The following is a 22129-nucleotide window of genomic DNA, read 5'->3' as shown; positions in this document are numbered from 1 at the left end:
CTCTGCCAAAAGAGACTTCATACGCTCGGTTGATCCTCGGGCCAAAACGTTGGAAATTTCTGATGCCAAAGGAAGAATTACCGATTCTAGAACCGGTCAATATATACGGCGCCAATTTTGTATTCCGGAAAAACCGGGAACAAACGGCGTGTTAGACAAGGAAGAAATTTAAGATGTCAGTTGCCAGCACAACTTCTCCGGGTGCAAATGTTACCGGCCATGTTTATGTAGACAGCCTGATTTGGGGCACGTCTTGGGACACCAGCGCCGGAGGCGTCAGTGCTCCGGGCACAATCACATACTCCTTCGATGATGGATCGTTAGGTCGCCGTGGCTTTGCCTCCTACATGAAGGAAGCAATCCGCAAAGCATTTGCAATTATCGAAACGATCATTCCGATCGAGTTCAACGAAGTCGGCTTTCTGACACCAGCAGGCGAGATTAATGACGTTAACATCACCTACGCTTTGCTGACCCAAAACGATCTTGGCGGACCCGGATCTCTTGGTGTCCATCAAGTTCCGGGTGACGACCCCCTGCTGCAGGATTCTGGCATTGACGCCCTGTTCGGCATCTTTGCCTATGATACGCCTCTGTTTAGCAAAGAGGCCTTACGCAAAGGCGGTGAAGGCTTCGCGACAATCATTCATGAGATTCTTCACGGCCTTGGCCTAGCCCACCCACATGATGAAGGCGGCAGCTCGACTATTTTTCCGGGGGTTACGCAGCCCTTCGACGACTACGGGACAGATGGGCAGAACCAGGGTGTTTACACCATCATGTCCTACAACTCGGGCTATCCCGAAGTTGTTCCTCTGAAGACATATAAGGCTGGCGGCACTGCCTCGCCTATGGCCCTTGATATAGCTGCGTTGCAGGCCATCTACGGAACGACGGACCACAACACCGACGACAACGTCTATAAAATCAAAGGAAAGAATGGCGCCGGAACATTCTGGACATCCATCTGGGATACAGATGGAATCGATACAATTTCGGCAAAGGGTGTTGATCGCAGCGTCACGATCAACCTCAATGACGCGGATCTTGATGGCAGCGATGCAGGTGGCACTCCTTCCCATGCCAAAGGCGTAACCGGTGGATTTACGATCGCAAATGGGGTCGTCATTGAGAAAGCGCAGGGCGGCAACAAGGGCGACATCATCGTCGGGAATGAAGTTGATAACCGGTTGGAAGGATTTGGCGGTAGCGATGTTATTTCTGCTGGCGAGGGTAATGACATTGTTCTTGGGGGTGGCGGCAATGACACCCTGACCGGAGGTCTTGGAAACGACGAACTGTACGGCCACAAGGGCACGGACAACTTTGTAGCCGAGGACAGCGACGGCGACGATATCATTGACGGCGGAGAGGGCCTTGATTGGTTGCGTTATATCGGCACAAGCGCCGTAACCGTTGATTTGTCTGACACCAATGCACAGGCAACCGGATACGGAACCGATACCATTACGGGTGTCGAAAACGTCGATGGGTCCGAGCAAAATGACGACATTACAGGTACGGACGGTCGAAACATCCTGCAGGGTAATGGAGGGTCTGACCGCCTGGACGGGGGCCTTGGCAAAGATACCCTGAATGGTGGCGCAGGCAGCGATACTTTGATCGGTGGTGCCGGAAGGGACACCATGACCGGCGGCGAAGGGGCCGATGAGTTTGTGTTCACGTCAACAACCGAAAGTTCGCGCAAAGCAAAATATGCCGACCGGATTACCGATTTCACTCAGGGTGAAGACAAGATCGACCTAAGTGCGATCGACGCAAGCACCGTAATTGACGGCGATGATTCATTTGTCTTCAACGGTACAACACCGGCCCAGACGTCGGACGAAGGCGAAATCTATTACGTCAAGAAAAACAACGCAGGCACCAAGAACGACTTCACACTTGTTCTTGTGGATACTGACGGCGACAAAAATCCTGAGATGGTTATCAAGATCTCTGGCTTGCACGATCTGACCCAGGACGATTTCATTCTTTGACATCAAAAAAGTGAAAGGGCGGCCCCACAAGGCCGCCCGTTTATGGGCACCTCGACTGGGCATTTGCGGGGTAATCCCCGGGGCCCAAAAGGCGCAAAGACCTCTTGCGGCTTTGCTGAACTCCTTATAAGACCCCTGCTCACGGGTGATTAGCTCAGTGGTAGAGCGCTTCGTTCACATCGAAGATGTCAGGAGTTCAAATCTCTTATCACCCACCATTTCACAATCTGCGATCCGACATGCAAAGCCAGTAATTGGCTGACTATTTGGTCTGACCAAAGAAAAAGGGCGAGGTGCTAACCCCGCCCCTAATTGTCATATTCTGACCTTTAGTGCGCCCTGGCGGACGGGGACGTGTTCTCAGCCGTTTTGGCCGCAGCCGCGGCGGCCTCTTCTGCGGCTTCGTCCCATTCGACAGGTTCAGGATCCCGAACCAGAGCGTGTTTCAGAACTTCCGAAACATGCGTGACCGGGATGATTTTCAGCCCCTCCTTCACGTTGTCAGGAATTTCGGCCAGGTCTTTCTCATTCTCTTCCGGAATCAGAACAGTCTTGATCCCGCCGCGCAGAGCCGCCAGCAGCTTTTCCTTCAAACCACCGATGGGCATCGCATTGCCGCGCAAGGAAACCTCTCCTGTCATGGCAATATCCTTGTGCACCGGGATACCCGTCAGAACCGATACGATTGAGGTCACCATTGCCAAACCGGCCGAAGGACCATCCTTGGGCGTTGCCCCGTCCGGTACGTGGACGTGGATGTCCAGGTTGTCGAATTTGGGCGGCTTCACCCCGATCTTAGGTGAGATTGACCGCACATAAGATGAGGCCGCATCGATGGATTCCTTCATCACATCGCCCAGCTTCCCCGTGGTCTTCATCCGCCCCTTACCGGGCAGTTTCAGCGCCTCAATATGCAGCAGATCGCCGCCAACGGAGGTCCAGGCCAGACCTGTTACAACCCCAACCTGATCGTCTTGTTCAGCCAAACCATAGCGGAACTTGGGCACGCCCAAGAATTCATCCAGATTGTCCGGCGTCACCGAAACCGACTCCGCCTCTTTCTTGATGATCTTGGTCAGCGACTTCCGCGCCACCTTGGCGATTTCGCGTTCAAGGTTCCGCACGCCAGCTTCTCGGGTGTAGGTGCGGATAATCGATTGCAGCGCCTCATCGGATAGTTCGAACTCTTTGGCTTTCAGACCGTGGTTCTTGATCTGCTTACTGATCAGGTGCTGCTTGGCGATCTCGCTCTTTTCATCTTCGGTGTAGCCCGCCAGAGGAATGATCTCCATCCGGTCGAGCAAAGGCCCGGGCATGTTATAGCTGTTGGAAGTAGTCAGGAACATCACGTTGGACAGGTCATATTCAACCTCAAGGTAGTGATCCATGAACGTGCTGTTCTGTTCCGGGTCCAACACTTCCAGCATGGCCGAGGCCGGATCACCGCGGAAATCCTGCCCCATCTTGTCGATTTCATCCAACAAGATCAGCGGGTTCGTGGTTTTCGCCTTTTTCAGCGCCTGGATAATCTTGCCGGGCATTGAGCCGATATAGGTCCGGCGGTGACCGCGGATCTCGGACTCGTCACGCACGCCGCCGAGGCTGATGCGAATAAACTCGCGCCCAGTGGCTTTGGCAACGGATTTACCCAGCGACGTTTTACCAACGCCCGGAGGGCCAACAAGACACAGGATCGGGCCTTTCAGCTTTTTCGAACGCTGTTGAACCGCCAGATATTCGACGATCCGTTCCTTGACCTTCTCAAGCCCATAGTGATCGTCATCCAGAATTTCCTGTGCGCGGCCCAGATCCTTTTTAACGCGGGACTTGGTGCCCCAAGGCAGGGCCAAAATCCAGTCGAGGTAATTGCGCACGACCGTGGCCTCAGCCGACATCGGGCTCATATTGCGCAGCTTCTTCAGCTCACCTTCGGCCTTTTCACGCGCCTCTTTCGACAGCTTGGTTTCGGCGATTTTCTCTTCCAGCTCGGCCACTTCGTTCGAGCCGTCTTCGCCATCGCCAAGTTCCTTCTGAATGGCTTTCATCTGCTCATTCAGATAATATTCACGCTGTGTCTTCTCCATCTGGGTTTTGACACGGGTCTTGATCTTTTTCTCGACCTGCAGAACCGACATCTCGCCCTGCATCAGGCCATAGACCTTTTCAAGCCGTTCGCTGACCGACAGTGTTTCCAGCAGTTCCTGCTTTTGCTCGACCTCGATACCTAGATGCCCCGACACAAGGTCGGCCAACTTGGCGGGTTCGGCGGTTTCGCCAACAGCGGTCAGTGCTTCTTCGGGAATGTTCTTGCGGACTTTGGCATAGCGCTCGAACTCGTCGGCAACGGTGCGAAGCAACGCTTGTGTAGTGGTCACATCACCCGGAATCTCGGTCAGATATTCTGCACGAGCCTCAAAAAACTCTTCGTTATCAAGGTATTCTGTAATCTGTACGCGCGCTTGCCCCTCGACCAGAACTTTCACGGTTCCATCTGGAAGCTTCAGCAGCTGCAGCACATTTGCCAGCACGCCCGAGCGATAGATTCCGTCGATTTCCGGATCGTCATCACCTGGATCAATCTGGCTAGACAGCAGAATTTGCTTATCGTCCTGCATCACTTCCTCAAGTGCGCGGACAGACCTTTCCCGACCCACGAACAAAGGCACGATCATATGAGGAAAAACCACAATGTCGCGTAGCGGAAGTACTGGGTATGAGGAATTCAGGGGCTCTTGCATGCTCAATCCTTATCTTTGGCAAGACGGCACTGGTCCCTCATCTAGGCAACCCCCGGCCGTCTCCTGTCTGGAAGGTAAAGGTGGTGCGCCAAGCGTCCTATTTCAACCTTACCTGTAGTGGACCTAACAATGACCGGAAGGTTGCGCCTCTGCAAGACGATAACATGATCGGTCTTGTCAAATTCTCAATTTGACCCCGCTTGGTTTCTTCGGCGATTGCCTGCCTGGAAATTCAGAAACCAACAGCAAAAGTACAACACTATCTAACAGCCAGCTGCCCAAAGCCTGCCATCATTGCAAACAATATGATTGCATACCCCAACTTCTGATCGATTACTGTGAGTCGTAGAGATGACAAATCCAAAAAATATCAATGCTGCGGAATCCGACCATCAACGGTACTTATCTGCCCGCGACTCCGATCATGCGACTCTTTTAGCGCATGCCGCCAAAAGCTCTGGGCGCTCAGTTTTACAAGTCCAACGGAGCTTCAATCAAATGGCAAAGCCTCCCAGCCGTTTGAATATGGTCGAGTATGTGCGCAATGGCCTTCATCACGAAGACCGCTTTACCGACGCCGAACGCGCGGCATACATCTCCATTGGCCCATCGCCCACAAGTGTAACCATCATGGTTGGAACAGTGCCGCAGAAGACAAGATACTGGCTTCTACTTTGCTTGAAACAGCGGGTGTACCTGTCCCGGAAACCGTTGGCGTCATCGACCGTTCGAACCGACACTACCCCGGGGTTACGAAAATCAACACTCCTGAGGCGTTGCGCGATCTCGTTTGCAACCATCTGGAAGGTGGTCTTTTTGGAAAGATCGTCGAGGGGATGGTAAGCTTTGGGGCCTTTTTGATCGAGGACGCGGATCAATCCACTATCACTTGTGCAGGCCAACCGCCGATCACCTATGAGGCATTCCTAGACGAGTTCGTTGGGCAGAATTCATATGTCGTGCAACCTTTGCTCAAAAATCACTCTGCAATCCAAGACTACGCTTCAGCCCTTGCAACGGTGCGAATGGTTACTCTGGTAAGAGAAAACGACGTCTTTTGCCCAGTCGCCGTTATTAAACTTCCGCAGGGCCCCAATATTGCGGACGCCTTCTGGAGACCGGGGAACCTTGCTTGTTCGATCAATATCGAAACCGGTGTTATCGAAACCGTCGCGCGCCGCGCCAAGATGGAAACAGAATTCCTGGATGACCATCCTGACAACCCCGGTTTAATGGGCTTGAAACTGCCTTTTTGGGACGAATTGATCGAAATAAATGACCGTGCTGCAAGAACCTTTCAGCCAATTCGATATCAGTCGACCGACATTGCTATAACCGAGTCTGGTCCGGTCGTTGTCGAGCTGAACTATGGCGGTGGCTTCGACCTGCCTCAATATGCAAGTGGCCGTGGGATGTTGACCCCAGAAGTTCGTAGCTTTTTCGAAGGGTTTGGCTACGACCTCGATGCAAAACCACAAAAGAAGCGCTGGCTGTTCGGTAAACGCAGATAAAGCGCCCTCAATCTGGTGTCTTGTTAGGTCGACTGAAAAGGCGCTGAACCTAAATCTGTTCAATATCCCCTTGCGCGCGCTGCGCATGGAAGGTCGCCTGCCAGACATCGAATGTGCCAGCAGCAATGGCATCGCGGATACCCTGCATGATTTCCTGAAAATAGTGCAGATTATGCCAGGTCAGCAGCATGCCCGAGATCATCTCGTTCGAGCGGAACACGTGGTGTAGATAGGCGCGAGAGTAGTTCGAACAAGCCGGGCATGAGCAGGCCTCATCCAGCGGGCGCGGGTCATCTGCGTGGCGGGCATTCTTTATGTTGACCACGCCGTAACGAGTGAACACCTGTCCTGTGCGACCGGACCGTGAGGGTAAGACACAATCCATCATGTCGATCCCGCGGGCGACAGCTCCGACAATGTCGTCAGGCTTTCCAACGCCCATCAAATAGCGCGGTCTGTCGGCTGGCAGAAAGTCAGGAGCGTAGTCGAGGCAACCAAACATTGCCTCCTGACCTTCGCCCACGGCCAGACCGCCAACCGCGTAACCCTCAAATCCGATCGCTTTCAGCGCCTCGGCGCTTTCTTCGCGTAAATCCTGTTCCAGCCCGCCTTGCATGATCCCAAACAACGCATGTCCAGGACGGTCGCCGAAAGCCTGTCGCGATCGATCGGCCCATCGCATCGACAAGCGCATTGATTCAGCAATTCGATCCCGATCTGCGGGTAGGGCCGGACATTCGTCAAAACACATCACGATGTCCGACCCCAACAGGCGCTGTATCTCCATCGAGCGTTCCGGGGTCAGCTCGTGCTTGGACCCATCCACGTGAGATTTGAAGGTCACGCCCTTTTCGGTCAGTTTGCGCAGACCAGCCAGGGACATGACCTGAAATCCACCGGAATCCGTTAGGATCGGGCGATCCCAGTTCATGAACTTGTGCAACCCGCCCAAACGGTCGATGCGTTCAGCCGTTGGGCGCAGCATCAGGTGATAGGTGTTTCCCAACAAGATATCGGCACCGGTTGCACGCACACTCTCCGGCATCATCGCTTTGACCGTCGCAGCAGTCCCCACTGGCATGAACGCCGGAGTACGCACCTCACCGCGCGGCGTGTGGATCACCCCGGCGCGGGCCTTGCCGTCGGTGGCCTTCAGGTCAAATGAGAAACGGTCTGTCATTGGGCATCCTCGGGTCGCTGAACCGGGCAGGATTTGCCCGATCTGTTCAGCCATTGCAAGTTGTCAGGGTAAAGAGGCAACCTGCCGGGTAAACAGATCAACAACCCCTGCCCCGTCAACATCCCGGCATACCAGCACAGCCGGTCGCGTCGAGTCCGGACGCGTAGCACCGGATTCCGTACCACCCACAATTACCTCAACCCCGGTTTCGACCATCTCGAACATCGTGCCATGGGTGCAGGCGATCACAGCAGTCGAGTCATGCAGGCCGCAGCCCTCCAACCCGCCGATATCCTTGTAGAATTTCAGGTAAAATACCGAGATGTCGCGCAGGAAAGCCCCCATATCGGGCGAGCGTTGGGCCAGACCGTCAAAATCCGCACTTTTGTACAGCGTTTTCAAGGTGACATCCAAACCAACCACAACGGTCGCCGGCGGTGCTGCAAACACTTCATTTGCGGCAAGGGCATCGTGATAGATGTTTGCTTCGGCATGTTCCGTGATGTTTCCTGGGCAGAAAACCGCCCCACCCATGATCACCAACTGTTTGATGTTCTGCGAAAACTCAGGATCCAAACGCATCGCCGCAGCAATATTAGTCAAGGGTCCGATTGCACAAACCGTCAGCTCTCCCTTGTGGCGGCGCGCCATTTTCACCAGGAATTCCGTGGCATTCAAATCATGGTTCGCCCCGATTTCCGGGATATCGGTAATATCCCCAAAACCTTCGGGACCGTGAACATGTTCGGACGGTGCGTGGTGCCCTGTTCCCTGTGGGTAGGCAGCGCCTTGGGCGACGGGAATGTCCAACCCAAGTTTATCCACCAAAAACCGTGCATTGCGGCTGGATTGATGAACGTGGGTGTTGCCAAAAACGGTCGTCAGGCCGATCAAGTCAATCTCGGGGGCTGCAGCGGCATATGCAATGGCCATCGCATCGTCGATGCCGGGGTCTGTATCAATAATCAGTTTCATCCCAGCCCGATAGCGCAAACGCGAGGGGATGCAAAGCGGTCACAATAGCAAAAACTAACCAAAATCCATGGATCAGCGTTTTGAATCCAAGCACAATCCCTCCATACCAGAGTTGAAAAAGGGCGATTCAACCCCCAAATGTATACTATCGTACACAATAAAAGAGGACAGATATGACCGAAGACCAAATCATTGGATTGCTTTCTTCGAACATAATTTACCTGCTCGCGGCGGCATTGATCGTCATCATCACGCTAAAAGGCATTAAAATCGTGCCGCAATCAGAAAAATATGTGGTCGAACGGTTCGGGCGCTTGCATTCGGTGCTTGGCCCTGGGATCAACTTTATCGTTCCTTTACTGGATGTTGCGCGGCACAAGATATCCATTCTGGAACGCCAGCTTCCCAATGCAACGCAGGATGCAATCACCAAAGATAACGTTCTGGTCCAAATCGACACTTCGGTCTTTTACCGCATCCTAGAGCCGGAAAAGACAGTCTACCGCATCCGCGATGTAGATGGTGCTATCGCGACGACCGTTGCCGGTATCGTCCGGGCGGAAATCGGCAAGATGGACCTGGACGAAGTTCAGTCGAACCGTGCTCAACTGATCACTCAGATTCAAGGAAGCGTCGAAACCGCAGTGGATGACTGGGGGATCGAAGTGACGCGCGCCGAGATTTTGGACGTTAACCTCGATCAGGCGACCCGTGACGCGATGCTGCAACAGTTGAATGCTGAACGCGCGCGCCGCGCGCAGGTAACCGAGGCCGAGGGCAAGAAACGCTCTGTTGAGCTTCAGGCCGACGCCGAACTCTATGCAGCCGAACAAACGGCCAAAGCGCGCCGCATTCAAGCCGAAGCCGAAGCCTATGCAACCAGTGTTGTTGCCCAGGCGATAAAGGAAAACGGTATCGAGGCGGCTCAGTACCAGGTTGCATTGAAACAGGTTGAGGCATTGAACACGCTGGGCACCGGCAATGGCTCGCAGACTATCGTTGTACCTGCCAATGCGCTTGAAGCTTTCGGAAACGCCTTCAACATGTTGAAAGGACGTACATAATGGCTGATCCCTTTTGGTTAACATGGTGGCTATGGCTGGCTGGCGCGTTGGCTTTGGGCATCCTCGAAATAGTCCTACCTGGGTTCATCTTTCTGGGTTTCGCCATCGGGGCCGGGCTGACGGGTATTCTGCTGGCAATCCCTGGTATAGTACCGTCGCTGCCGATCCTGCTTATGATCTTTGCGACTCTGTCGCTGATTGCCTGGCTGATCCTGCGCCGCGTCTTTGCTCTGCCCCATGGCCAGGTGAAGAAGTTCAGGCATGACATAAACGACTAAACTCGTATGGCACCCCTTAAGGGGGTGTCATTGTGCCTCTGGACGCTGCCCGAGGCTTTCCCTATATAATTCGTCAGGTAACAAACCCGAGGCACGAATGACTCATCCGAGCGAACAGTTTGAAGGCACACCTCTTATTGCCCCTTCAACGATTGAACACCCTCTTTATGAGCCGGTGGTCGACGCCTGCCGAACAGTTTATGACCCCGAAATCCCTGTAAACATCTATGATCTGGGTCTGATCTATACGATCGACATCACCCAGGAAAACGCGGTCAAGGTCATCATGACACTGACCGCGCCCGGCTGCCCGGTTGCCGGCGAAATGCCTGGGTGGATCGTCGAGGCAATCGAACCCGTGGCCGGCGTAAAAGAAGTTGACGTGGAACTGACCTGGGAGCCCCCCTGGGGCATGGAAATGATGTCAGACGAAGCACGGCTTGAACTTGGGTTCATGTAGCACAGCCCGGTAAATACCGGGCTATCGCAGACGTTATTTTATCCCACAGGTCGATTTAATCTCAGCTGACCTTTGATCGAGCTTTTCAATGTAATCACCTGATAGCATTGAGAGTCTTTCCTTTTCCTTACCCGTCACCAGCCCCAAAAGCGCCCCGGCCGGAGTGATGGCGATAACGCTTTCAGCCTGCTGTTCCTCTGCATGTTCGCGTTCTGCCGCAATCGCCCTGAGGTCGCCCTCGGCCGTTGCGCAATTCACGGGGTGCTGCTTTTCTTCGGCACTTGCCACCTGAGCAAAAATCATCGTCAGCAACGTAGACGCAATGGCAAGATTTTGTGTTTTTTCAAAAGCTGTTATCTTCACCTTAATGCCTCAGTCCCTACCTTTATGAAATCCATTTTAAGCTATGCGGATGCCCTTCCCAGTGCAACAATTTTGAGGCAGAGCCTTCAGATGTACAGATCGCGCGGAAGCAAGGGTTGATGCCAAGAGGACACAGGCGCAGTGGCGCAGGTTGGGGGATCCGGCCTATGTGGGTGACCGTAAAGCAACGAAGTAACTATGGCCTTTGAGAAAGCGGGGCGAAATTACTCTGAATCGGCCAGGCAACTGAGAATAGATCGCGCGACGGTAACTAAGAGATAGGGAACGGTGAAGTGGCGACTAGGAGCCTTGATCTTGCGGGTCACCCTTGCAATCTAAAGAAGATTCAACGCACCTCCCACTATCGTAGCAATACCCTAGCATGAAAAATAGAAGACCAACGATTCTTGGACAATGTGAGCGAAACCTAAGACATGACTAACATGAATATCTTGGTAGTGGTTATGTATATAACCTTTTTTCCGTTTCTGGTGTGGGCAGAGGTGCCGCTTCCAAGCTTCCCAAAGCAAAAGGTTCCCGATTGCGCAGTGCTTTGGGAAGAATCCGAACCTATTCCGAATGATGTAACATGCGTGGATTTGGAAGGGTTTATTATCGAGAATATAGATGGGCAGGTAATGATTGATCGCGTCGAGACGCTAGGACTTGGAGGTACACCTATCGTCGGATTGCCAACCTTTACGGTCGAGATCCCCGAACCCGTGACTTCGTTGATTGATGCAATCAAAGATTGCACTGCTAAATGCGAATGCCCGAAACTCTTTGAAGACAAAAAAGTACGAGAAATTTCGAATGTAAACTTGGAAAAAGGCAGCTGGAAATGGACGAATAACTATCGCCGGGGTTATGACCTCACGAGATCGTTCGCCTACTTTTTTGAAGCCGAGAATAGCTTAGTGGTAATCTACGGAACCGGATATGTATCTTGGGAAAACCAAGGCACCCGAGTTTTTCGTGTTTTTGTGATATCACTCGACGGCTCTTAGAGAAGCAATATCGCAGAAAGATTTATGGAAACGATCAAGTGAACGGCAAAAGGCGAAACGGCATTAGTCAGTTTCGGGATACTCTAGGATGCAGGCACACGGGGCAGATAATCTAATCCGACAGTAAAAGTTAGGTAAGAAAACCTGCTATGTCTTGAGCCTGATGCCTCGGGGCACTACATTGGCAGCAACGAACAACGACGGAGATCATGATGTTCGGCATCCCCGGCAAACAGGCCGTAACAATGACACCAAAGGCTGCAGAGCAGATTGCCCGCCTGATGACTTCGGGCGGCCATGCTGGTTTGCGTATTGGCGTCAAGAAAGGCGGCTGTGCCGGGATGGAATACACCATGGACTATGTCGACCAGCCTGACACCAATGATGAAGTGGTCGAGCAGGACGGCGCGCGGATCATGATCGCCCCGATGGCACAGATGTTCCTGTTTGGAACAGAGATCGACTATGAGGTCTCGTTGCTTGAATCCGGTTTCAAGTTCCGCAACCCGAATGTTGTAGATGCCTGCGGTTGCGGAGAATCCATCAAGTTCGACGAAAGCATTGCAACTCAGCCTTAAGACGCTGCCTGCAAGTGCATATAGGTCTCGTTGAAACGACGCGTCAAGTGCTCTCCTGCCTGGATGACATTCTCTGAATGTGGCGGGGCAACATTGGTGTCATAAGACGGGTTGAAGAACAAAGGAACCGACAGCCTTTCAGCAGATCCACCGATCACACGGTGCAGAGTTGCCTTGACCGCCCCTGCCGTCCAGAACTCCAGCATCTCCCCAAAATTGATAATGAATGTTCCGGGCTGCGCTTGGACCTGAGCCCAACTCTGGTCCGGCATCTGTACCTCTAGCCCTGCTCGACCATCGGTGGCCAGCAGGGTCAGACAGCCATAATCAGTGTGCGCTCCGATACCGAAATCCTTTTCGCCTGCCCAGACTGGCCTTTGCGGGTAATAATTGCCGCGCAACAGGGCCATGGGCGTGTCGAAGGCAGTGTCAAAGCTGTTGGCATCCTTGCCCAATGCCACCGAAATGGCGCGCAACACCCGCTTGGCAACCGAACAAGCGTCACCATAATAGGTCTCGATGATTGATCGAAACTCGGGCACAGTCTCCGGCCATTGGTTCGGGGCATAAACCGAGAGGTTCTTGCCAAAGTACCTATTGGTCTCAGCTAGCTCGTATCCGCAATCGAACACCTCTTTGAAGTCAGGATTTGCAGCTGGATCTACCTGTTCCGAGCGCGAGGCGCCCCACCCGCGGTTGGACCCGGTCACAGCCATATCAACACGCCGTTTCTCGGCCTCTGGCAGCCGGAAGAATGCGTGATATGCCGAGATGACCCGTTCCACCCGACTGGCGGAGATACCAGTATTGGACACGGTCAGAAACCCAACTTCACCGACGGCGCGGGTCAATTTGGCCAATTCCGCCGTGTCGCACCGATCCAGTTTTTCAAGATCAAGATGTTCGATCATATTGCTCATTCCTCATCGCAGCGGAAACTGCCGTTTTGCAACGGGCTCTGCAACCGGAATTGTCAGACCTGACTGGCAATGATATCCGGTCACCAGAAAACCGATTTATTTCAAGGGGACGCGATATGCGGTGCAAACTGGCGGCTGGAAACTGGAAGATGAATGGAAATGCTGCCGACTTGAGCGAGCTTCAGGCCCTTTCTCACATGCATGCTGCCCCGGCAGTTGATATTCTGATCTGCCCACCTGCCACCTTGATCCATCGGGCCAAAGAGAAGGTCCCGGGCGGAAACATCCAGATAGGCGGTCAGGATTGCCACGCGGCAAACTCGGGCGCGCATACAGGTGACATTAGTGCCCAGATGCTGGTCGACGCCGGAGCGTCAGCCGTCATTCTTGGCCATTCTGAACGCCGCGAAGACCATGGTGACCAGAATGAAGATGTTCGTGCTAAGTCTATTGCCGCTATGAACGGTGGGCTAAAGGCAATCATCTGCGTCGGTGAAAGCCTGGAACAGCGCGAGGCCGCCAATACCCTGGATATAATCGGCGGTCAGATGTCTGGCTCGATCCCGGATCAGGCAACGGGCGAAAACCTAATAGTCGCCTACGAACCGATCTGGGCCATTGGCACGGGCAAAGTGCCCACTCTGGATGAAATCGGTCAGGTGCATGACTTTATCCGCGCGCGGCTGGAACGGCGCTTTGGCGAAGGCGTTGGGCGTTCGGTCCGGCTGCTTTATGGCGGCTCGGTCAAGCCATCGAACGCCGCCGAGATTTTCGCCGTGTCGAACGTGGATGGCGCATTGGTGGGCGGGGCGAGCCTGAAGGCTGACGATTTTTCGGGCATCATTCAGGCTCTGGAACAGGCCTGATCAGGCCAGTTTCATCGTCACCATCCCGGCAATGATCAAGACTGCCGCGCAGATCCGCGTGGCGGTCAGGGCTTCGCCCAAAAACAAGATGCCGACGGTAAACGCGCCAACCGCTCCTATTCCCGTCCAGATGACATAGGCTGTTCCCAAAGGCAGCGTCCGCATTGCCAGTGCCAGCAAGGTGAACGAACCCAGCATCGAAACCGCCATCAGGGCGGTCGGCCAGAACCGGGTGAACCCGGCAGATTGTTTCATCGCCACGGCCCAGACAATTTCAAGCAGGCCGGCAAACAACAGGATAATCCAGGGCATAAAAGAGACCTCTGATCAGGCCGGGTCGTCCCGGATACTGTCCCGTGATGGGGAGGTCGTCCTCTGCCCTTTAGATAATCCCCTTGGCGCCCCGTTCAAGACGCAGAGACCGGGCAGAGATCCCCTGCCCGGTTTTTTTCTCAGCGGTTAGACCCGCTAGTTTGTTATGATCTCCGGCCCCATGAAGGTGTTGGGCAGGAAGGTGGATATCCACGGGATATAGGTCACCATGATCAGGAAGACGAACAGGACCGCCAGGAATGGCAGGGCCGCCCGGACAACGCCCATCATCGGCATGCCCGCCACGCCCGAGGTCACGAACAGGTTCAAGCCGACCGGCGGGGTAATCATCCCGATCTCCATATTTACCACCATGATGATGCCCAGGTGAATCGGGTCGATGCCCAGCTCGATTGCAATCGGGAACACCAGTGGTGCTACGATCACCAGCAGGCCCGAAGGCTCCATGAACTGGCCGCCGATCAGCAAGATCACATTGACCACGATCAGGAAAGTCACCGGTCCCAGACCTGCCGACAGCATGGCAGTTGCTATGTGCTGCGGAACCTGCTCATCGGTTAGAACATGTTTCAGGATCAAGGCGTTGGCGATAACGAACAGCAGGGTAACGGTCAGTTTCCCAGCTTCAAACAACGTCTGCTTGGTGTCGGGGTGAAAAATCGCCGTGATCAGCGCATAAGGCTTTCTGAGCAAAGAGATATTCTTTTCCTCACCCTCGGTGCTGAGGGGGCCCATGTCCTTGTAGACGAAGCTGGCAATCAAAAATGCATAGACTGCGGCCACCGCAGCGGCCTCGGTCGGGGTAAAGATACCCCCATAGATGCCACCCAGAATGATCACGATCAGGAACAGACCCCAACCTGCTTCGCGTGCAGAGACTAAGATTTCGCCCCAGCCTTTCCATTCACCCTTGGGTAGGTTCTTGACCTTGGCCATCACATAGATGGTGATCATCAACATCAGCCCAGCCAACAGGCCGGGGATCACACCGGCGAGGAACATGCGCCCGACAGAAACTTCGACAGCGGCGGCATAGACCACCATCACGATCGACGGCGGAATAAGAATACCCAGTGTTCCTGCGTTACAGATAACGCCAGCGGCGAATTCCTTGGAATAGCCAACCTGCCGCATACCAGCGATCACAATCGATCCAATGGCCACCACCGTAGCCGGAGACGACCCCGACAGGGCCGCAAATAGCATACAGGCGAACACGCCCGCAATCGCCAGACCTCCGGGCAAGTGCCCCACGCAGGCAATCGAGAAACGGATGATGCGCCGGGCCACGCCGCCCGTGGTCATGAAGGACGAGGCCAGAATGAAGAAAGGGATCGCCAGCAGGGTAAAATGCCCTTCGAAAGCCTCAAACAAGGTACCTGCGACCGAGGCGAGCGAACTGTCGGAATAGATCAGCAGAAACAGGGTCGAACTGAGCCCCAGCGCCACCGCAATCGGTACACCGATCAACAGTAAGCCTACGACCATCGAGAACAGAAGAATGACATCCATCAGTTGTGCTCTCCTTGCTGAGCGCGGACTTCTTCAATCTCGTCCTCGACTTCGTGGCTAGCGACCATCCGATCGGCTTCGCCGCGCCAAATCTGTACCGCAACCTGCGCAAAGCGGATCACCAAAAGCAGCATCGACACGGGCAGAACCAGATACGGCACCACCTTGGGCAGTTTTTCATAGCCCTCGCCATAGTTGATCAGATCCTCCAGAAACCGCAGCGGGGCAACCATCGGAATGTCGTCGACCTCATAAAAGCTCTGACTGCGCGCATCGAAGTTGAACCCGGTAGGGAACCATCGCCCCGATGTGGGCGGCAGATCCGCGAACACGGCCCAATAGTCATATGCGCCTTTTAGCATCAGCAGAGAAAACACCAGACAGCAGACTACAGCGATCAGAGCCAAAATCCGTCGAGGCGCCGGGCTGAGCATGTTCAGGATGGCGTCCACTCCCAGATGAGCGTGTTTCTTGACGGCATAAGACGCCCCAAGCAGCACCAACCAGCCGAAGGCGAATACCGTCAGCTCTAGTGCCCATAGGATATTGGAATTAAAGAAATACCTTGCGATCACATTGGCAAATGTCACAGCCGTCATCAGGCCCAGCAACGATGCGATCAAGGTTTCTTCGATATGGTCGACCAGCCCGCCTTGGCCGGATTGCGCACCAGACATCTATCTGTCCCCACATTTTTTGAGATAAGTGCTGTTTGGGCGGGCCAAATCGGCCCACCCTGCCTGCGCGTCGAATACTCCCCAGTCCCCGGACGCGCGGCGTATACCAGGATCAGAACCCGGCGTTGATAGCCTGTGCGGCGTCGATCTTTTCTTGACCCACGTCACCGGCGAACTGTTCCCAAACAGGTTTCATGGCGTCGATCCAGGCCTGACGCTGTTCTGGGTTAAGTTCACGGATGATACCGCCCGCATTTGTGATCGAGACCTTGGCTTCCTCGTTCACCGAGAAGGATTCTTTGTTCCGCTGTTCTGTCACTTCGCCCAGAATGGTCAGGAACTGTTCGCGCACCGCAGGATCCAGGCTGTCCAGCCAGTCAACCGATGTCACGACCAGATAGTCGATGACACCGTGGTTGGTTTCAGTGATACCGTCCTGAACCTCAAAGAACTTCTTGCCGTAGATGTTGGACCAAGTGTTTTCCTGTCCGTCGACGACACCTTGCTGCAACGCGCCATAAACCTCTGAGAAAGCCATTTTCTGCGGGCTTCCGCCAATCGCCTCCATCTGCGCGACCAGCACGTCAGAAGATTGGACGCGGAATTTCAGGCCATTGGCATCCGACGGATCGACCAGCGGTTTGTTGGCCGACATCTGTTTCATGCCATTGTGCCAGAATGCCAGCCCCTGCAGGCCACGGCGCTGCATGCTGTCTTTCATCGCCTGACCGTCGGCCGAAGCCTGAAATGCGTCTACCGCATCAATGTTCTTGAACATGAACGGCAGGTCGAACAGGCGGAATTGCTTGGTGAACTTCTCGAACTTGGACAATGACGGGGCCGCCAGTTGCACATCGCCCTGCAACATCGCCTCAAGGACTTTATCGTCGTTATAGAGCGTGGAGTTCGGGTAGACCTCCATGCACATCACGCCGTTCATCTCATCATTAACGCGCTGTTCCAGCAACGAGGCTGCAATACCCTTGGGATGTTTATCGGTATTGGTCACATGCGCGAATTTCACGACGATTTCGCCGTCTTCACAAGCGGCCATGCCTGCGGTTGCTGTTACGGTTAGAGCGACGGCCGTCGCTGCCGTTGTCAAAAATTTCATCAGTCGAGTTCTCCCAGATACTTCACTACGTCTCCGGACGCGCAGAAGCCGTCCCATGGCGGCGAGTGAACCGAATCGGGGTCAAGCCCTCAACTTATTGTGGGCTTCACTATCGGGTAGTATTTTATCATTTATTTACTGAGTGTTACGCACTTTCTGCCTGGTATCCATTCGAGCCATTCGGGAAGCCGTGCGAGAATCCGCACATATATATGCGCCATTGTGTGGATTTCCGCACAAATATCGATTCGCCGAACGCGAATCGTTTACCAGGCTTTGGCTCTTCCCACGGTCCGCGTCAGCGGACTGCTACACCCAACAGCTTAACCGCATGACAATGCGGGAAAAGCTGGCAGGAGCTTTCACCTACGGTAGTCTTCCGGACGAATGTGATATCGCGCCAGTTTGTCGTAAAAGGTCTTGCGAGGCAGCTTTAGCGCCTTTGCGGCTTCTGATGCTTTGCCGTTATGCCGGCCAAGGGCAGCAATCAGCAGAGATCTTTCGACCCGTGCCATCTGCTCGCTCAACCCCAGTTCTGCGGCCTGCGAGACATCTTCGGGCATTCCCAGCACAAACCTCATTGCGGCTGACATCAGCGACCGTGCATTGCCCGGCCAGTCTCTGGTCATCAGCGATGCCAGATGGTCCGACGTGATTTCCGGTTCCTTTATCCCGGCCTGTTCGGCTGCCTGTGCTACATAGTGGCGGAAGATTACAGGTATATCCTCGGGGCGCTCGGCAAGCGACGGTATGCGAACGCGCATCACATCCAAACGATAGAACAAATCCGCAAGGAACCGTCCATCCGAAGACAATTCGGCCAGGTCAGTGGTCGTGCCCGCCAGAATTCGGGCGCCTACACCCTGTTCAACCATCTCCAGTGCGGCATATTGCGTGGCCTCGGGCATGGCCGAGATTTCGTCCAGAAAAAGGGAACCACCGGCTGCATCTTCGCAGACATGAACCAGATCGCTGGTCGACAAACCGGCGGATGGACGTTTGACAAATGGGCCCTGACTTTGCGGCGACATTAGGTGAACGACCTCGGCAACTTTGGACACTCCGCTGCCAGCCGGTCCGGTGACCAAAACTTCGGCCCCTGTCTGGGCTACTGTACGAACCCTTTCCCTCAGTTCTTCGGCCTTTGATGAGAGACCGAACAGCAGGCGTGCCGCTGGATCGCCGCGTTCGAGTTCGCTTTTCATTGCGCGTTGTTGCAGGACATGTTCTCGCGCTTCGGATGCCTTGCCCAACACCTTTAGCAGATCTGCCGCGGCGCAGGGCTTTTCCAAAAAGTCGAATGCACCCTGCCCCATGGCCTGCACTGCCATTGGTATGTCGCCTTCTCCAGTCAACAGGATGACAGGCAGATCAGCATCCATATCGCGGGTGTAGGTCAACAGGTGAAACCCGTCCCGACCAGGCATCCGGATATCCGACACGATCACTCCCGCGAAATCCGCCCGGATATGATCCTTCGCCGCCACGAAGGACCCTGCTGTCACAGGTTCGTAATCGGCAAGCTCTAACGTTTGGGCCAGCGCTTCGCGCACTGCCGAGTCGTCATCGACCAAAAGCACTTTGCGGGTCATGCTGCCCCTACGTCCTTGAAATGTTCCAGTTCCACAGTGAATACCGCACCTGTCGGAGCGTTGGTGCCCCGAATATTACCACCAAAGCTTTGAACCAGACCATAAGAGATCGACAACCCCAGCCCCATGCCCTCAGACGAACCGACAGCTTTGGTGGTATAGAACGGCTCGAACAGCTTCTCCGAGTTCTCGATCCCCGGACCTGTGTCGCTGACCGTGACCGTCAGGGTCTTGTCACTGTTTATCGCGATCTTGATCATGCGTTGTTGTTGCTCACTCATGGCATCGGCGGCGTTGTTAATCAGATTTACGAACACCTGCACCAATCTCACTTCGCCACCCCAAGCATAGATAGGGACATCTGGAGCCTGCCATTCCATACGAACGTTTTCCGAATTCAGCCGGGCCTCGGTCAATTCCAACGCCGTTTCTATTACCTGAACCAGATCAACTCTGCCCATGGGCTCGTTTTCATTGCGGGCAAAAGCCCTGAGGTTCTTGATAATTCGCGCCATTCGCGCGGCCAAATCGGAAATTCTGGTGAGGTTCTCGGCGGCTTTTGACTCGTCACCTCTGGTCAGAAAAGCCGTTCCATTCTCGGCGAATTGGCGAATGGCCATCAGCGGCTGGTTCAACTCATGGCTAATGCCCGCCGACATCTGCCCGAGCGCACTCAACTTCCCGGCCTGTATAAGCTCTTCCTGCGCATGTTTCAGCGCCACCTCTGCCTCTTCCCGTTCATGGACCTCGCGCCGCAGGGCGGAGTTCGCGGCGGTAAGTGCATGGGTTCTGCGCGTCACGCGGCTTTCCAGCACCGCATTGGCCTCAGCAAGCGCGCGCCGGCGTTCGGTTGCCATAAACAAAAGCGCCCCGAAGGCCAGACAGATCGCAGCTACCGCCGCTGCTTGCAAATTCGCCAGACGGCGCGCCGGGGCCACATCCACCAGCACCTCGGCTGTCATGTCTATCACCGGTAGATCAAGTGTAAGGTGTAACGCACGCTGTGGCAGATACCGGCCCCAATTCAAGGTCCAAAGCTCGTGTCGTCCGATCAGATTCGACGAGAAATCGACCGTCTGCCCCTCGGGCGGCACCAGCCCCGGTTGACCTTCGGCCCGACGCCAGAACAACAAGTCGGAACGGTTCGAGATGAACACCACACCTTCCCCATCAATAAAGAAAATGGCCTCGGTACTGCCCCGCCAAGTCTGTTCGACATCCTGCACATCGGCTATAACCATCAATGCGCCTTCGACTATACCGGTGGGACCAAAGGCAGGAGCTGCATAGGAATAGGTTCGATCGCCGCTTGTGGACTCAACCCCGTGGGCACTGCCCATAGCACCCTGCATGGCGCGCCTGAATGCGGGATGGTCTGCCATCGTCAATTCAGGCACCGGGTGGGCGGCTGCAAGTACCCTGCCCAGACGGTCCAGATAGACAATGTTAACGGCGGCAGTTTTGTCTGCCACGTCCAGCAACACAGCCTGCGCGATGGCGCGATCGCTCGGCGTGACAAGCGTTCGAACAGCCGGGTGGCTGGCCATCAAGACAGCCAGTTCCTGATAGACCTGCATTTGTGTGCTAAGGCGGTCGGCGGCCAATTCCAGATCGGCCTCAGCCTTATCGCTCAGCGGCGACAAAGCCTGACGAAAGCCGTATGACCACACTCCAACAGAGAGCAGCCCAACAGCAATCAGAAATGTCGAAATTAACCATACCCTTTGCATGACATTGGGTCTTGCATTCAACGCGCCTCATGGCAAGTGTGCCCGCCATGAAGACTTTGCATCAATCCCCTGTTGACCCGAATTTTGTCCAGAACCCTTATCCGTTTTATGATGCGGCCCGCGCGCATGGCGACCTTGTGTATTGGGCCGACTACCGGATGCACGCTGCTGTATCCCACCGGGCGGTTCAGGCCTTGCTGAAGGACCGTCGTTTCGGTCGCGAAGTACCGGCGGAAATGCAACGTCCAGGTCCTGCGCATCTAGCCCCCTGGCTGATGGTCGAATCTCATTCGTTGTTAGAAGCAGAGCCGCCGCGCCACACCCGGCTTCGACGCCTGGTCATGCGCGCCTTTACGTCACGTGCCATTGCGGCACTGGAACCAACGATCCAAGACCTCAGCCACAAGCTGATCGACGCCTTTCCGGATGCGCCCTTCGATCTTCTGGACACCTATTGCACGCAAGTTCCGGTCGTTACGATCTGCCGCCTTCTAGGCGTTCCCGAAGAGATGTCGCCCGAGCTTTTGCGCTGGTCCCATGACATGGTGGCGATGTATCAGGCCAGCCGCACACGCCAGACCGAGGATGCGGCGGCGGCCTCGGCAAAAGAGTTCACCGACTTTCTCTCGTCTTACGTCGAAAAGCGCCGGTCTGACCCTCGGGATGACCTGATTACCCGGTTGATCGCCGCTGAAGAAGATGGTGAAAAACTGTCACGTGACGAGTTGGTTGCAACTTGCATTCTGCTGTTGAATGCCGGTCATGAGGCCACGGTTCATTCTCTGGGAAATGGGCTTAGGACCGTATTGCGACAAGGTGTAAAAGCCGATGCCTTTCAGCCTGAAACGATTGACGCCTCCGTCGAAGAAATCCTGCGCTTTGATCCCCCGCTGCATATGTTCACGCGCTATGCCTATGAAGAGATCGACCTGTTCGGGCACAGTTTTAAACGCGGTGACGAAGTCGCTTTGTTGCTTGGAGCCGCGAACCGTGATCCCCAAGTCTGGGCCGAACCTCATAAGTTCGATCCAACCCGCCCCATCCTGACCAACAGCAGCTTTGGCGCAGGTCTGCATTTCTGCGTCGGAGCACCGTTGGCCCGACTCGAAATGCGAGTAGCGCTGGCGGCACTGTTCGAACGCTGTCCCAACCTAGCGCTCAGCGCGGAACCGGAATATTCCAACAGCTACCATTTTCACGGGCTAAAGCGGTTGATGGTTCAGGTCTGACC

20 protein-coding genes and 1 tRNA gene are annotated in these 22129 nt (G+C 54.7%); 10 read left to right on the top strand and 11 right to left on the bottom strand.

Annotation, left to right across the window (positions count from 1 at the left end):
• The first annotated feature begins 173 nt into the window (after positions 1-173).
• Together AC2FH6_RS01710 and AC2FH6_RS01705 are read left to right on the top strand one after the other, a co-directional pair.
• The gene (locus tag AC2FH6_RS01710; RefSeq protein ID WP_496700934.1) at positions 174-2000 is read left to right on the top strand and encodes a M10 family metallopeptidase C-terminal domain-containing protein; all 1827 of its coding nucleotides are present in this window, start codon (positions 174-176) and stop codon (positions 1998-2000) included.
• A 143-nt stretch (positions 2001-2143) separates the two neighbouring features.
• A tRNA-Val gene (locus AC2FH6_RS01705) sits at positions 2144-2218 on the top strand.
• 111 nt (positions 2219-2329) lie between these two features.
• Here the strand turns inward: AC2FH6_RS01705 and lon are convergent.
• On the bottom strand, positions 2330-4738 hold the full coding sequence (gene lon / locus AC2FH6_RS01700; protein WP_496700932.1) for an endopeptidase La: 2409 nt from the start codon (positions 4736-4738) through the stop codon (positions 2330-2332).
• Between the two features lie 338 nt (positions 4739-5076).
• Between lon and AC2FH6_RS01695 the strand changes: the two genes are divergently transcribed.
• Complete coding sequence (locus AC2FH6_RS01695) at positions 5077-6249, top strand: sugar-transfer associated ATP-grasp domain-containing protein (protein WP_496700930.1); 1173 nt, start codon at positions 5077-5079, stop codon at positions 6247-6249.
• A 49-nt stretch (positions 6250-6298) separates the two neighbouring features.
• On the opposite strand, the gene tgt is transcribed toward AC2FH6_RS01695, so the two are convergent.
• The gene (gene tgt, locus AC2FH6_RS01690) at positions 6299-7429 is read right to left on the bottom strand and encodes a tRNA guanosine(34) transglycosylase Tgt (protein WP_496700928.1); all 1131 of its coding nucleotides are present in this window, start codon (positions 7427-7429) and stop codon (positions 6299-6301) included.
• A gap of 63 nt (positions 7430-7492) precedes the next feature.
• Positions 7493-8404 (bottom strand): nucleoside hydrolase, encoded by a 912-nt coding sequence (locus AC2FH6_RS01685; RefSeq protein WP_496700227.1) that lies wholly within the window; start codon positions 8402-8404, stop codon positions 7493-7495.
• A gap of 173 nt (positions 8405-8577) precedes the next feature.
• Between AC2FH6_RS01685 and AC2FH6_RS01680 the strand changes: the two genes are divergently transcribed.
• The 3 genes from AC2FH6_RS01680 to AC2FH6_RS01670 all read left to right on the top strand — a co-directional run bounded on the left by AC2FH6_RS01680 (position 8578) and on the right by AC2FH6_RS01670 (position 10206).
• Positions 8578-9468: an SPFH domain-containing protein gene (locus AC2FH6_RS01680; protein WP_142634059.1), complete on the top strand. Its 891-nt coding sequence runs from the start codon at positions 8578-8580 to the stop codon at positions 9466-9468.
• Positions 9468-9746 (top strand): NfeD family protein, encoded by a 279-nt coding sequence (locus tag AC2FH6_RS01675; RefSeq protein WP_142634061.1) that lies wholly within the window; start codon positions 9468-9470, stop codon positions 9744-9746. The genes AC2FH6_RS01680 and AC2FH6_RS01675 overlap by 1 nt, the downstream gene beginning before the upstream one ends.
• Positions 9747-9843: 97 nt before the next feature.
• Positions 9844-10206 carry an SUF system Fe-S cluster assembly protein gene (locus tag AC2FH6_RS01670; protein ID WP_142634063.1) on the top strand — a complete coding sequence of 121 codons (363 nt, stop codon included), beginning with the start codon at positions 9844-9846 and terminating at the stop codon, positions 10204-10206.
• 33 nt (positions 10207-10239) lie between these two features.
• Here AC2FH6_RS01670 and AC2FH6_RS01665 read toward each other — a convergent pair whose 3' ends face one another.
• Entirely contained in the window at positions 10240-10569 is a 330-nt protein-coding gene (locus AC2FH6_RS01665; protein WP_496700225.1) for a hypothetical protein, read from the bottom strand.
• Between the two features lie 443 nt (positions 10570-11012).
• On the opposite strand from AC2FH6_RS01665, the gene AC2FH6_RS01660 reads away from it, so the two are divergent.
• The gene (locus AC2FH6_RS01660; RefSeq protein ID WP_496700926.1) at positions 11013-11576 is read left to right on the top strand and encodes a hypothetical protein; all 564 of its coding nucleotides are present in this window, start codon (positions 11013-11015) and stop codon (positions 11574-11576) included.
• Positions 11577-11788: 212 nt separating this feature from the next.
• A complete protein-coding gene (locus AC2FH6_RS01655; RefSeq protein WP_142634067.1) occupies positions 11789-12154 on the top strand; it encodes a HesB/IscA family protein in 366 nt (121 codons plus the stop codon).
• Here the strand turns inward: AC2FH6_RS01655 and AC2FH6_RS01650 are convergent.
• Positions 12151-13065, bottom strand: a complete 915-nt coding sequence (locus tag AC2FH6_RS01650; RefSeq protein ID WP_496700924.1) for an isopenicillin N synthase family dioxygenase — start codon at positions 13063-13065, stop codon at positions 12151-12153. The two genes, AC2FH6_RS01655 and AC2FH6_RS01650, sit on opposite strands and share 4 nt — an antisense overlap.
• 125 nt (positions 13066-13190) lie before the next feature.
• On the opposite strand from AC2FH6_RS01650, the gene tpiA reads away from it, so the two are divergent.
• Positions 13191-13940, top strand: a complete 750-nt coding sequence (gene tpiA / locus AC2FH6_RS01645; protein WP_496700922.1) for a triose-phosphate isomerase — start codon at positions 13191-13193, stop codon at positions 13938-13940.
• On the opposite strand, the gene AC2FH6_RS01640 is transcribed toward tpiA, so the two are convergent.
• The 6 genes from AC2FH6_RS01640 to AC2FH6_RS01615 all read right to left on the bottom strand — a co-directional run bounded on the left by AC2FH6_RS01640 (position 13941) and on the right by AC2FH6_RS01615 (position 20898).
• Positions 13941-14252 (bottom strand): DMT family transporter, encoded by a 312-nt coding sequence (locus AC2FH6_RS01640; protein WP_281994682.1) that lies wholly within the window; start codon positions 14250-14252, stop codon positions 13941-13943.
• Between the two features lie 156 nt (positions 14253-14408).
• Positions 14409-15785, bottom strand: coding sequence for a TRAP transporter large permease (locus AC2FH6_RS01635; protein ID WP_271946870.1), 1377 nt, complete (start codon positions 15783-15785; stop codon positions 14409-14411).
• Entirely contained in the window at positions 15785-16462 is a 678-nt protein-coding gene (locus AC2FH6_RS01630) for a TRAP transporter small permease (protein ID WP_496691312.1), read from the bottom strand. The genes AC2FH6_RS01635 and AC2FH6_RS01630 overlap by 1 nt, the downstream gene beginning before the upstream one ends.
• Before the next feature lie 112 nt (positions 16463-16574).
• Positions 16575-17576 carry a DctP family TRAP transporter solute-binding subunit gene (locus AC2FH6_RS01625; protein WP_142634078.1) on the bottom strand — a complete coding sequence of 334 codons (1002 nt, stop codon included), beginning with the start codon at positions 17574-17576 and terminating at the stop codon, positions 16575-16577.
• A 362-nt stretch (positions 17577-17938) separates the two neighbouring features.
• Complete coding sequence (locus AC2FH6_RS01620) at positions 17939-19168, bottom strand: sigma-54-dependent transcriptional regulator (RefSeq protein WP_271946867.1); 1230 nt, start codon at positions 19166-19168, stop codon at positions 17939-17941.
• Positions 19165-20898, bottom strand: coding sequence for a sensor histidine kinase (locus tag AC2FH6_RS01615; protein WP_496691313.1), 1734 nt, complete (start codon positions 20896-20898; stop codon positions 19165-19167). Before AC2FH6_RS01615 ends, AC2FH6_RS01620 begins: the two co-directional genes overlap by 4 nt.
• A 47-nt stretch (positions 20899-20945) precedes the next feature.
• Between AC2FH6_RS01615 and AC2FH6_RS01610 the strand changes: the two genes are divergently transcribed.
• Positions 20946-22127, top strand: coding sequence for a cytochrome P450 (locus AC2FH6_RS01610; RefSeq protein WP_496700919.1), 1182 nt, complete (start codon positions 20946-20948; stop codon positions 22125-22127).
• The last annotated feature ends 2 nt before the right edge of the window (positions 22128-22129 follow it).

This window comes from Ruegeria sp. CDSC045, from assembly GCF_059610725.1.
Note: the sequence above shows the minus strand (reverse complement) of the source record. Positions and strands in the feature narration are given on the sequence as shown.

Coding starts and splice junctions, on each gene's coding strand:
- AC2FH6_RS01650 (WP_496700924.1), bottom strand. CDS start 13,065: ATGATCGAACATCTTGATCTTGAAAAACTGGATCGGTGCGACACGGCG.
- tpiA (WP_496700922.1), top strand. CDS start 13,191: ATGCGGTGCAAACTGGCGGCTGGAAACTGGAAGATGAATGGAAATGCT.
- AC2FH6_RS01675 (WP_142634061.1), top strand. CDS start 9,468: ATGGCTGATCCCTTTTGGTTAACATGGTGGCTATGGCTGGCTGGCGCG.
- AC2FH6_RS01655 (WP_142634067.1), top strand. CDS start 11,789: ATGTTCGGCATCCCCGGCAAACAGGCCGTAACAATGACACCAAAGGCT.
- AC2FH6_RS01640 (WP_281994682.1), bottom strand. CDS start 14,252: ATGCCCTGGATTATCCTGTTGTTTGCCGGCCTGCTTGAAATTGTCTGG.
- AC2FH6_RS01625 (WP_142634078.1), bottom strand. CDS start 17,576: ATGAAATTTTTGACAACGGCAGCGACGGCCGTCGCTCTAACCGTAACA.
- AC2FH6_RS01635 (WP_271946870.1), bottom strand. CDS start 15,785: ATGGATGTCATTCTTCTGTTCTCGATGGTCGTAGGCTTACTGTTGATC.
- AC2FH6_RS01660 (WP_496700926.1), top strand. CDS start 11,013: ATGAATATCTTGGTAGTGGTTATGTATATAACCTTTTTTCCGTTTCTG.
- AC2FH6_RS01610 (WP_496700919.1), top strand. CDS start 20,946: ATGAAGACTTTGCATCAATCCCCTGTTGACCCGAATTTTGTCCAGAAC.
- AC2FH6_RS01670 (WP_142634063.1), top strand. CDS start 9,844: ATGACTCATCCGAGCGAACAGTTTGAAGGCACACCTCTTATTGCCCCT.
- tgt (WP_496700928.1), bottom strand. CDS start 7,429: ATGACAGACCGTTTCTCATTTGACCTGAAGGCCACCGACGGCAAGGCC.
- AC2FH6_RS01620 (WP_271946867.1), bottom strand. CDS start 19,168: ATGACCCGCAAAGTGCTTTTGGTCGATGACGACTCGGCAGTGCGCGAA.
- AC2FH6_RS01630 (WP_496691312.1), bottom strand. CDS start 16,462: ATGTCTGGTGCGCAATCCGGCCAAGGCGGGCTGGTCGACCATATCGAA.
- AC2FH6_RS01615 (WP_496691313.1), bottom strand. CDS start 20,898: ATGCAAAGGGTATGGTTAATTTCGACATTTCTGATTGCTGTTGGGCTG.
- lon (WP_496700932.1), bottom strand. CDS start 4,738: ATGCAAGAGCCCCTGAATTCCTCATACCCAGTACTTCCGCTACGCGAC.
- AC2FH6_RS01710 (WP_496700934.1), top strand. CDS start 174: ATGTCAGTTGCCAGCACAACTTCTCCGGGTGCAAATGTTACCGGCCAT.
- AC2FH6_RS01680 (WP_142634059.1), top strand. CDS start 8,578: ATGACCGAAGACCAAATCATTGGATTGCTTTCTTCGAACATAATTTAC.
- AC2FH6_RS01685 (WP_496700227.1), bottom strand. CDS start 8,404: ATGAAACTGATTATTGATACAGACCCCGGCATCGACGATGCGATGGCC.